Annotated in this window: 10 protein-coding genes; 7 read left to right on the plus strand and 3 right to left on the minus strand. The window is 63.1% G+C overall.

Features of this window, described 5'->3' with window-relative positions; genetic code table 11:
• Positions 1-55: 55 nt before the first annotated feature.
• Positions 56-316, minus strand: a complete 261-nt coding sequence (locus GSQ83_RS29460; protein WP_158806625.1) for a Usg family protein — start codon at positions 314-316, stop codon at positions 56-58.
• Positions 317-616: 300 nt separating this feature from the next.
• On the opposite strand from GSQ83_RS29460, the gene groES reads away from it, so the two are divergent.
• The 3 genes from groES to GSQ83_RS29475 all read left to right on the plus strand — a co-directional run bounded on the left by groES (position 617) and on the right by GSQ83_RS29475 (position 3102).
• Positions 617-931, plus strand: a complete 315-nt coding sequence (gene groES, locus GSQ83_RS29465; protein WP_158806626.1) for a co-chaperone GroES — start codon at positions 617-619, stop codon at positions 929-931.
• Between the two features lie 52 nt (positions 932-983).
• Positions 984-2630: a chaperonin GroEL gene (gene groL / locus GSQ83_RS29470; RefSeq protein ID WP_158806627.1), complete on the plus strand. Its 1647-nt coding sequence runs from the start codon at positions 984-986 to the stop codon at positions 2628-2630.
• Between the two features lie 268 nt (positions 2631-2898).
• The gene (locus tag GSQ83_RS29475; protein WP_158806628.1) at positions 2899-3102 is read left to right on the plus strand and encodes a cold-shock protein; all 204 of its coding nucleotides are present in this window, start codon (positions 2899-2901) and stop codon (positions 3100-3102) included.
• Between the two features lie 321 nt (positions 3103-3423).
• On the opposite strand, the gene GSQ83_RS29480 is transcribed toward GSQ83_RS29475, so the two are convergent.
• Complete coding sequence (locus GSQ83_RS29480) at positions 3424-4479, minus strand: glycosyltransferase family 4 protein (RefSeq protein ID WP_158806629.1); 1056 nt, start codon at positions 4477-4479, stop codon at positions 3424-3426.
• A 265-nt stretch (positions 4480-4744) separates the two neighbouring features.
• A complete protein-coding gene (rpsU, locus tag GSQ83_RS29485; protein ID WP_141459012.1) occupies positions 4745-4948 on the minus strand; it encodes a 30S ribosomal protein S21 in 204 nt (67 codons plus the stop codon).
• 141 nt (positions 4949-5089) lie between these two features.
• Between rpsU and GSQ83_RS29490 the strand changes: the two genes are divergently transcribed.
• The 4 genes from GSQ83_RS29490 (at position 5090) to clpB (ending at position 10050) form a co-directional block, all read left to right on the plus strand.
• On the plus strand, positions 5090-5665 hold the full coding sequence (locus tag GSQ83_RS29490) for a peptide deformylase (protein WP_158806630.1): 576 nt from the start codon (positions 5090-5092) through the stop codon (positions 5663-5665).
• A 1-nt stretch (position 5666) separates the two neighbouring features.
• Positions 5667-6311, plus strand: a complete 645-nt coding sequence (locus GSQ83_RS29495; protein ID WP_158806631.1) for a COQ9 family protein — start codon at positions 5667-5669, stop codon at positions 6309-6311.
• A gap of 36 nt (positions 6312-6347) precedes the next feature.
• Complete coding sequence (locus GSQ83_RS29500) at positions 6348-7340, plus strand: transglutaminase family protein (protein WP_158806632.1); 993 nt, start codon at positions 6348-6350, stop codon at positions 7338-7340.
• A gap of 124 nt (positions 7341-7464) precedes the next feature.
• The gene (gene clpB / locus GSQ83_RS29505) at positions 7465-10050 is read left to right on the plus strand and encodes an ATP-dependent chaperone ClpB (RefSeq protein WP_158806633.1); all 2586 of its coding nucleotides are present in this window, start codon (positions 7465-7467) and stop codon (positions 10048-10050) included.
• Positions 10051-10428 lie beyond the last annotated feature (378 nt).

Here is a 10428-nt window from a genome sequence, read left to right on the forward strand (position 1 = left end):
CCTGCATCGAGCCCTTAAGACCTCCGGCGCCCCTCCCTAAAGCGCCGTCGCAAACCTAGTGAAGCGCGTGACTACCCGGGGCCTGTGCCCATTGCGCGGGCGCGGCACCGAGCGTCGCGGCGCCGACGCGAACGGAATGCAGCTTGCCCTCGATCTCCCGTTGCCAGAAATCGAGGAATTTCTTCAGTCCGGGGAAATCCGGGGCGAGGTCCACGTCCTGCCAGATATAGCTTTGAAGGACACCCGGATGATCCGGCAGGTGATAGAGGATCTCGGCGGTGGTCAGCCGATAGTCGCCGCGGTCGGTGGCTCGCATCAATGCATCCTTCGTGATCGTCAGGGACTTGAGGGTGGCTCCTTCGGGTGGCGCTCCCGCGGCTGCGGGTCAGCAGGATGATGGCGGCTCTTTTTCGCAGGAACAAGATAAATCGTGCCGAATCAGTAGGTTGGCACTCATCTACATAGAGTGCTGCCGTAGCCTTGACTTCGTGGAAGTGACCCTCTAGATCGCTGGCACTCTCATGAAGAGAGTGCCAATCGCGTGAGGCCGGTGCCGCAAACTGAGGGCCGCCAGCGCGGGGCATAAGCGCAACATCCGCATTCAGGAGCGATCCGAATGAAGTTCCGTCCCCTGCACGACCGTGTAGTCGTTCGCCGTCTTACGGCAGAAGAGAAGACGGCGGGAGGGATCATCATCCCCGATACCGCCAAGGAAAAGCCCATGGAGGGCGAGATCGTGGCCGTCGGTTCCGGCGCCCGCAATGAGCGTGGCGAAATCGTCGCGCTGGACGTGAAGCAGGGTGACCGCATCCTGTTCGGCAAGTGGTCGGGCACCGAGGTCAAGATCGACGGCGAAGAGCTGCTGATCATGAAAGAGTCCGACATCATGGGCGTGATCGCCGGCGGCGTGGAGGCCAAGAAGGCGGCCTGAACGGCGCTTTCTAGCTTCAACTCCTCCCAGAAATAATAAGGACTTTTTCAATATGGCAGCGAAAGACGTTCGTTTTTCCACCGATGCGCGCGCGCGCCTGTTGCGCGGCGTCGATATCCTCGCCGATGCGGTGAAGGTGACCTTGGGTCCCAAGGGCCGTAACGTCGTGCTCGACAAGAGCTTCGGCGCCCCGCGCATCACCAAGGACGGCGTGACGGTCGCCAAGGAAATCGAGCTTGCCGACAAGTTCGAGAACATGGGCGCCCAGATGGTGCGCGAAGTGGCCTCGAAGACCAACGACCTCGCCGGTGACGGCACCACGACGGCGACCGTGCTGGCCCAGGCCATCGTGCGCGAGGGCCTCAAGGCCGTTGCCGCCGGCATGAACCCGATGGACCTCAAGCGCGGCATCGACAAGGCCGTCATCCTGGTCGTCGAAGAGCTGAAGACCCGCTCCAAGAAGATCACGACGCCGTTCGAGACCGCGCAGGTCGGCACCATCTCCGCCAATGGCGAGGCCGATATCGGGGAAAAGATCTCCCAGGCCATGCAGAAGGTCGGCAACGAGGGTGTCATCACCGTCGAAGAGAGCAAGGGCATCGAGACCGAGCTCGACGTCGTCGAGGGCATGCAGTTCGACCGCGGCTATGTCTCGCCGTATTTCATTACCAATCCCGAGAAGATGGTTGCGGACCTCGAAAGCCCGTACATCCTCATTCACGAGAAGAAGCTGTCTGGTCTGCAGCCCATGCTGCCGCTGCTGGAAGCCGTGGTGCAGTCGGGCAAGCCGCTGCTGATCATCGCCGAGGACATCGAGGGTGAGGCGCTTGCTACCCTCGTCGTCAACAAGCTGCGCGGCGGGCTGAAGATCGCGGCCGTGAAGGCTCCGGGCTTCGGCGATCGCCGCAAGGCCATGCTGGAAGACATCGCCATCCTGACCGGTGGCCAGGTGATCAGCGAAGATCTCGGCATCAAGCTTGAGACCGTGACGCTCGCCATGCTCGGCCGCGCCAAGAAGGTGCTGATCGAGAAGGAGAACACCACGATCGTCGAAGGCGTCGGCAAGAAAGAGGACATCGCCGGCCGTTGCGCGCAGATCCGCGCGCAGATCGAGGACACGACTTCCGACTACGACCGTGAGAAGCTGCAAGAGCGTCTCGCGAAGCTGGCCGGTGGCGTTGCCGTGCTGCGCGTCGGCGGCTCGACCGAGGTCGAGGTGAAGGAGCGCAAGGATCGCGTGGACGACGCGCTGCATGCGACGCGCGCGGCGGTCGAGGAAGGCATCGTTCCGGGCGGCGGCGTCGCCCTGGTGCGCGCTTCCGCGATCCTCAAGGACGTCAAGGGCGACAACAGCGACCAGAACTTCGGCATCGAAATCGTCCGCAAGGCGATCCAGACGCCGCTGCGTCAGATTGCCGAGAATGCCGGTGCCGATGGCGCCGTCATCGCCGGCAAGGTGCTTGAGAAGGACGAGTATAACTGGGGTTACGACGCGCAGACCGGCGAGTTCAAGGATCTGGTCGGCGCCGGCATCATCGACCCGACGAAGGTTGTGCGCACCGCGCTGCAGGACGCGTCTTCCGTTGCCGGCCTGCTCATTACCACCGAGGCTATGGTGGCCGAGCGTCCGGAGAAGAAGGCCCCCCCGATGCCGGGTGGCGGCGGCGGAATGGGCGGCATGGGCGACATGGACTTCTAATAAAGTCTGTTGCTTCCGAGCCTGTCTTACGGGCTCAGAAACATAACGCTATCGCAAGAGGGGGTCGGTTCGCGCCGACCCCTTTTTCGTTTTCTCCAATGGGACACTCGGAGCAATTGACAAGAGGGGTGATTTTCTGCAGAGGAGGAATGCAATCGATTTTTGGCTTGCCTTGCCGAGCCTTCGTCTAAGGCGACGCTAAGTCTTCCAAAGCCCCGGTTGTCCTCAGCGCGACGGCGCGGCTTTTTTGGACGGAGATGGTTACGCTATGGCGATCGGCACTGTTAAGTGGTTCAACAGCACGAAGGGCTTCGGCTTCATCATGCCGCAGGACGGCGGCAAGGATGTTTTCGTCCACATCACCGCGGTCCAGGCTGCCGGTCTTCGCGGCCTTAACGAAGGCCAGAAGATTAGCTACGATGTAGCAATGGAGCGGGGCAAAGCCGCCGCGACAAACCTCAAGGCTCTCTAACTTTCGGCGACGTTGCGACTGGTCGCGTTTGCGCGGTCGGAGAGTGCGGCGCTGACGGACGAGTTCAGGCTATTCGGGGCAGGAGATCGGGCGGGCCGCTAAGGCTCCGCCCTTTCTTCGTTGCGAGGTCGAATCGGCTTAGTGTGGATGTCTTGTCTAAACACCGCTCATTCCGCCTCGTCATGCTCGGCTTAGGCCGAGCATCCACGCCTTTGCTTGCGTGACGAAGGCAAGGCGTGGATGGCACGCAGGGGGCTGCCCCGCCTTCGGGTGCCATGACGAATCTTTGCATCTCGGCGCGCAGTATTAGATCATCACACCCTAGCCGCTGACGAGACGCAGGCGCGGGCGCCGGCTGCGGGCAAGCGTTTCGTAGACCGAGAGATAATCCTCAGCCATCCGTCTCGCCGTGAACCGCTCCTCAAACCTGGCGCGGACCCGTTCGCGCGGGAGCGTGTTCAGGCGGCGTGTGGCGGCGATCGCCCCCATCTCGTCCTCGACTATGAAGCCGGTCACACCCTCGTCGATGATCTCCGGCACCGAGCCGTGATTGTACGCAATCACTGGCGTTCCACAGGCCATAGCCTCGATCATCACCAGGCCGAAGGGCTCCGGCCAGTCGATTGGCATGAGGAGCGCCTTCGCCCCACTGAGGAAGGCAGGCTTCTGCGCCTCGTTGATCTCGCCGATCATCTCGACGCCACCCTCGGCGATCATCGGCTGAATGACCGTCTCGAAATACTCAGCATCGACCTTATCGACCTTCGCCGCCATCTTGAGCGGCATGCCCGCAGCCCGCGCGATGCGGATGGCCCGGTCGGGCCGCTTCTCGGGGCAGATCCGGCCGAGGAAGGCGAGATATGTCGGTGCCACGTCCTGCGGGGTAAGCAGATCTCTCGGCAGCCCATGCAGCACCGTGCCGACATAATTCGGCTCCGGCAGCGGCCGGCGCTGCGATTCGGAAATCGAAACAACATTCATCGGCGGCAGGCTGGCATAGACGGGCCGCAGCTCCGGAAGGTCGAGCCGGCCATGCAGCGTCGTCACATAAGGGATGTTGTGGCGGCCAAAGAGCGAGGCCGGCCAATAGTCCAGGTGAAAATGGAGAACGTCGAACTCCTCCGCCCGCTGCCGCACGCGCTCGAGCAGCATGGCAAGCGGCGCGGACCAGTCGCGAACGGTCGGATCCAGGCGCAGGGCTTGAGGCCATACGGCATCGAGGGTCGCCGAGGTTACGGAGTCACCGCTGGCAAACAAGGTCACGTCGTGCCCCATTTCGACCAGCTCTTCCGTCAGGTAGGACACCACGCGCTCCGTCCCGCCGTAGAACTTGGGAGGGACTGCCTCGGCCAAAGGAGCAACTTGAGCGATCCGCATCTTTTCGCCTCTCCTGCCTAAAACAGGCATCTGAATTGTCTTTGACGCATATAGTGCTGCATCGCGGCAATGATGGGGCGGTGTTTGCCACAGGTGCGGCAGCCGACCAGCTACGCGCAGGAAAACTCCAGATTTTCTAGGCGGGTGAGGGCATTACACAATTTTGTGCAGTGCGATTATTTTCATCGAACTGCCACGCGGACACGAAAAGCCCGCCGGTTTGCACCGGCGGGCGGATATCGTGGCCAGGACTCCGTAGTCGGAGTTAGAAGCCTTCGCGCTCCAGGCGCTTGCGCTCCATCTTCCGCGCGCGCCGCACAGCTTCGGCGGCCTCACGGGCTCGTCTCTCGGACGGCTTCTCGAAATGGCGACGCAGTTTCATCTCTCGGAAGATGCCCTCGCGCTGCATCTTCTTCTTCAGGGCTTTGAGGGCCTGATCGACGTTGTTATCCCGAACGAGAACCTGCACTTGGCCGCCTACTCCGTTACGTTGCATTGCGGTATAAAGATGAGCGGAGCACATAGGGGGCCCGCCACCGAAGAGGCGGGCCTATATCACGATCATCCGATGCCGCAAACCCTTTCCAAACTTTGATCGAGGTTTCTGTCTATGGCTATCCTCAAGATCGCAAGGATGGGTCACCCGGTCCTCCTGCGTAGAGCGGATCCGGTCGAGGATCCGACCGCGCCGGAAATCCGCCGGCTCATTGATGACATGATAGAGACGATGATCGATGCCGGGGGAGTGGGTCTCGCGGCGCCGCAGGTTCACGTCTCCTTGCGGCTTTTCGTCTTCCGCCTGCCAACGGCGCCTGTGGACCAGAAGTCGGTGGCGCCCGATGATCGTCTGGCCGGTGAAACCGGGCCTGGCCCCGGTCCTCATGTCCTCATCAACCCGGAAGTTGTGCCGCTGGGGCCGGAAATGGCGCTTGGCTGGGAGGGCTGTTTGTCCATCCCTGGTCTCCAGGCGGCGGTGCCCCGGCATGCCAGCATCCGCTACATCGGCCTTGGCTGGGAAGGCGAGCGGATTGAGCGAGTCGCGGAGGGTCGCCATGGGGTTATCGTGCAGCATGAGAACGACCATCTCGATGGCGTCCTTTATACAATGCGTATGAGCGATTTCTCGCTGATGGGGTTCAACGAGGAAGTCGCCCGCTTCCAGCCCATGCTTCCCCCGGGATCCTGACATGGCCTTTAAATCCGATCCGCAGCAGGACGCCGCGATAGACGCGATGCTGCCTTTTGTCCCAAGCCTCGGCTGGGGATCGCGCGCCTTCAAAGCCGCCTATGCTGAGACGCCGGATGCGCTGGGCGTTGATCTCGTCTTTCCTGGTGGATCGGCGGAGATGGTGGAAGCCTTCCTCGATCTCTCCCTGCGTCGGGCCTTGATCGCGGCGCAGCCCCGCATCGGCGGCGAGATGCGGCTCGGCAAGCGCGTGCGCGGTGTGGTCGAGGCTTTGCTGGTCACTCTCGAGCCAAATCGGGAAGCCGCACGGCGCGGTGCGGCCTGGCTGCTCCGCCCCAGCCGTGGACTGCGCGTCGCCGGGCGGCTGGTGGACCAGATATGGTACGCCGCCGAGGACCGTTCGTCGGATTTCAGCTGGTACACCAAGCGGGCCAGTCTCGCCGCGATCCTGCTGCCGACGCTCTTCTTCTGGCTACACGACCCGATGGGTGATGAGGTCGCCAGCATGGCGTTCTTCGACCGCAAGCTCGCGGGCCTCGGCCAGATTGGCCGGACGCGTGCGAAGCTTGCTGGCTGTAAAGATATGCTCCGTGGCCGAAAGCGGGGGATGGCGCGGCATGCGGCGGCGGATAGACCTGCCGCATGAAGGGATCGGGAAAGATCTCTGTGTTAGGATCGCGTCATGCCTAGGGTCCGAATCGTCCATACCACCGAGTATCGCTACAGCGCCCCGGTGAGGCTCACGGAGCATCGCTTGATGATGCGCCCGCATGACAGCCACGATCTGCGCGTGCTCGACGCGACTCTCTGGATCACGCCGCCGGGCGCGCGGACGCGCTGGGCTCACGATGTCTTCGGCAACTCGGTCTGTATCCTCGACTGGGAAAATGCTGAGACGGAGGAGCTGCGGATCGTCTCCGCACTGGACCTCAAGCATTACCCGACCGCCACGGATCTGCCGATCGAACCGGCCGCGGAAACCTATCCCTTCCGCTATGCGGGAGATGAATACCCCGATCTCAGCCGGCTGATGGAGCGGCACTACGCCGATCCGGACCGTCAGGTCGAAAAATGGGCCCGCAGTTTCCTGCGGCCGGGCGGGACCGCGCGTACGCGCGACCTGCTCATCGCGATGACGCAGGCGATCAAATCCGACTTCACCTATGAGGGGCGCGAGGCGAAGGGCACGCACCCGCCACTCAAGACTCTTGCGGAGCGGAAGGGCGCCTGCCGGGATTTCGCGGTTCTGATGATGGAGGCAGCGCGCTCGCTCGGCTTCGCGGCCCGCTTCGTCTCCGGCTACCTCTATGACGAGAAGCTGGTCCAGAGCGAAGCTCCGATGAAGGGCGGCGGCGCCACCCACGCCTGGTGCGCGATCTATTTGCCCGGCGCCGGATGGGTTGAATATGACCCAACGAATGGGCTGATCGCCGGCCGCAACCTGATCCGCGTTTGCATGGCGAGGGAACCCCATCAGGCCCTCCCGCTATCCGGCGGCTATCTCGGTCGCCGCGAGGATTTTTCCTCTATGACCGTACGTGTCGAAGTGGCCGTGGGCGACCCGCCAACGCCAGGTTTGCGGCCGAGTGAGGCGGGTAGAAAGGTCCTGACTCCGGTGCCGGATCCCGAGGAAGCCGTGGCGCCCGAAGCGGTCCCGGAGCCAGTGGTTTCCTGAAGCCGAATGCGATCACGGCCTCTTGAGCAAGGCGGCCGGTCGTCCCATCTGAGAAGACATCATCGCGGTCCATTGCCTAAGTCTAGGGATGGGCCGGAGGCGTCGCCTTAGAAAGGGACACAGAATGGATATTGAGAAATTTACCGAACGGTCTCGCGGCTTCCTTCAGGCCGCGCAAACCATCGCCATCCGCGAATTCCATCAGCGAATCACGCCCGAACATCTCTTGAAGTCTTTGCTGGATGACGAGGAAGGGGCCGCCTCCGGCCTGATCCGCGCCGCCGGTGGCGATCCGGCGCGCGCCCTCAACGCCGTCAACCTCGAGATCGCGCGGCAGCCCAAGGTGCAGGGCGGCGGTGCCGGTCAGCCCCAGATCACGCCCGAACTGGTGCGCGTCTTGGACGCGGCACAAACCGCCGCGCAGAAGGCCGGCGACGACTACGTCGCGCAGGATCGCCTGCTCGTGGCCCTGGCCGCGGGCGAAGGCCCCGCCGCCAAGGCGCTTCGGGAAGCCGGTGCCAATGCGCAGGCCCTCGATCGCGCCGTCACGGACATCCGCAAGGGCCGCAAGGTCACCAGCCAGAACGCGGAATCCACCTTCGACTCGCTGAAGAAATACGCCCGCGACGTGACCGAACAGGCCCGCAACGGCAAACTCGATCCCGTCATCGGCCGGGATGAGGAGATCCGCCGCACCATCCAGGTTCTCGCCCGCCGCACCAAGAACAACCCGGTGCTGATCGGCGAGCCGGGCGTCGGCAAGACCGCGATCGTCGAGGGTCTCGCCATCCGCATCGTCAATGGCGACGTGCCGGAGGCGCTCAAGAACAAAAAGCTTCTGGCGCTCGACCTCGGCTCGATGGTCGCGGGCGCCAAATATCGCGGCGAGTTCGAGGAACGGCTGAAATCCGTGCTGCAGGAGATCGAAGCCGCCCAAGGCGAGGTCGTCCTTTTCATCGACGAAATGCACACCCTCGTCGGTGCCGGCAAAGCGGACGGCGCGATGGACGCCTCCAACCTCATCAAGCCGGAACTCGCGCGCGGCACACTGCACTGCATCGGCGCGACCACGCTCGACGAGTATCGCAAGCATGTCGAGAAGGATGCGGCGCTGGCCCGGCGTTTCCAGCCGGTCTTTGTGGGCGAGCCATCGGTTGCCGACACCATCTCGATCCTGCGTGGCATCAAGGAGAAATACGAACTGCATCACGGCGTCCGCATCACGGACGGCGCGCTGGTCGCGGCGGCAACCCTCTCCAACCGCTACATCTCTGACCGTTTCCTGCCCGACAAAGCGATCGACCTCATGGACGAGGCGGCCAGCCGCCTGCGCATGCAGGTCGACAGCAAGCCCGAGGAACTCGACGAACTCGATCGCCGGCTCTTGCAGCTCAAGATCGAACGCGAGGCCCTGAAGCGCGAGGAGGACGCGGCCTCCCGCGATCGGCTGGAGAAGCTGGAGCTGGAAATCGCCGAACTCGGCGAGAGGTCGGATGCGATGAGCACCGCCTGGAGCAACGAGAAGTCGCGCCTCGCCGACGCCCAGAAGCTAAAGGAGAAGCTGGACCAGGCGCGCATCGAGGTGGAAGGCGCCCAGCGCCGCGGCGAACTCGGCCGCGCCTCCGAATTGCTATACGGCGTGATCCCTCAGCTGGAACGGGATATCGCGGCTGCCCAGCAATCGGACGGACGCCTCGTCAACGAGGCCGTCAATGAGGAGGGCATCGCCGCCGTCGTATCGCGCTGGACCGGAGTCCCGGTCGAGCGGATGCTCGAAGGCGAGCGGTCCAAGCTCCTGCGCATGGAGGATGAACTGCGTCGCCGCGTGGTGGGGCAGGAGGACGCGTTGAAGGCCGTCTCGGATGCCGTCCGGCGCGCGCGTGCCGGTTTGCAAGACCCTAACCGCCCGATCGGCAGCTTCCTGTTCCTCGGTCCAACTGGCGTCGGCAAGACCGAACTGACCAAGGCGCTCGCTGCCTTCCTCTTCGACGACGAGCGGGCGCTGCTGCGCGTCGATATGAGCGAGTTCATGGAGAAGCACTCCGTCGCCCGCCTCATCGGCGCGCCTCCCGGCTATGTCGGCTACGACGAGGGCGGCGTGCTGACCGAGGCGGTGCGCCGGCGGCCTTACCAGGTCATCCTCTTCGATGAGGTCGAGAAGGCGCATGAGGATGTCTTCAACATCCTCCTCCAGGTGCTTGATGATGGGCGGCTGACGGACGGTCAGGGGCGCACGGTCGATTTCCGCAACGTCATGATCGTGCTGACCAGCAACCTGGGGAGCGATATCCTCGCGGCCCAGCCCGAAGGCGAGGCGGCGACGATGGTTCAAGGTCAGGTGATGACGCTGGTGCGGCAGCATTTCCGGCCGGAATTCCTCAACCGGCTGGATGAGGTGATCCTGTTCCGCCGTCTACAGCGGGCGGACATGGCGACGATCGTGGATATCCAGCTGGAACGTCTCCGTGCCCTGCTGGCCGATCGCAAGATCACGATGAAGGTGCAGACGGCGGCGCTCAATTGGCTGGCCGAGGAGGGCTACGATCCGACCTACGGGGCACGTCCGCTGAAGCGCGTCATCCAGCGCCAACTGCAGAATCCGCTGGCGGGGATGATCCTGGAAGGCGCCGTGCATGATGGCGAGACGATCGACATCTCGGCTGGCAAGGACGGTCTGGTGATCAACGACCGGCTGGTGCAGGCGGCATGATTGCGGCGGTTGGTCGCGCCCTTGGATGGGCGTGGCCACCGCGTCAACCGCATGCCTCCATTTGAGCTCTCCTTTTTGCGCATAGTGCGCATGCCTAACCTAAATCGACCTGACTTTGACTAAACTGTGTGACGTTTTGACGTAACGCATTGTTAAAAGTGGCTGTTTTGTCTGTCATCGCTTTGACATTTCCGCGTTGACAGTCCGAGGTGAGGCGCATAGAACCCGCCTCCACCGACGGGGTGCGGTTCTGGCGAAGACGCCGGCAGCTAGCGCCTCTAAGGTTTGTTCTTTGAAAATTGCATCAGGAATGGAAGGGATATGTTGGTGGCGCCTTAGGTTTTATCTGCGGGGTGACTTGCGGATGGGACTGGTTGG

Origin of the sequence: Acidisoma sp. L85, assembly GCF_009765865.1 — a bacterium.
Taxonomy (GTDB): Bacteria; Pseudomonadota; Alphaproteobacteria; order Acetobacterales; family Acetobacteraceae; genus Acidisoma.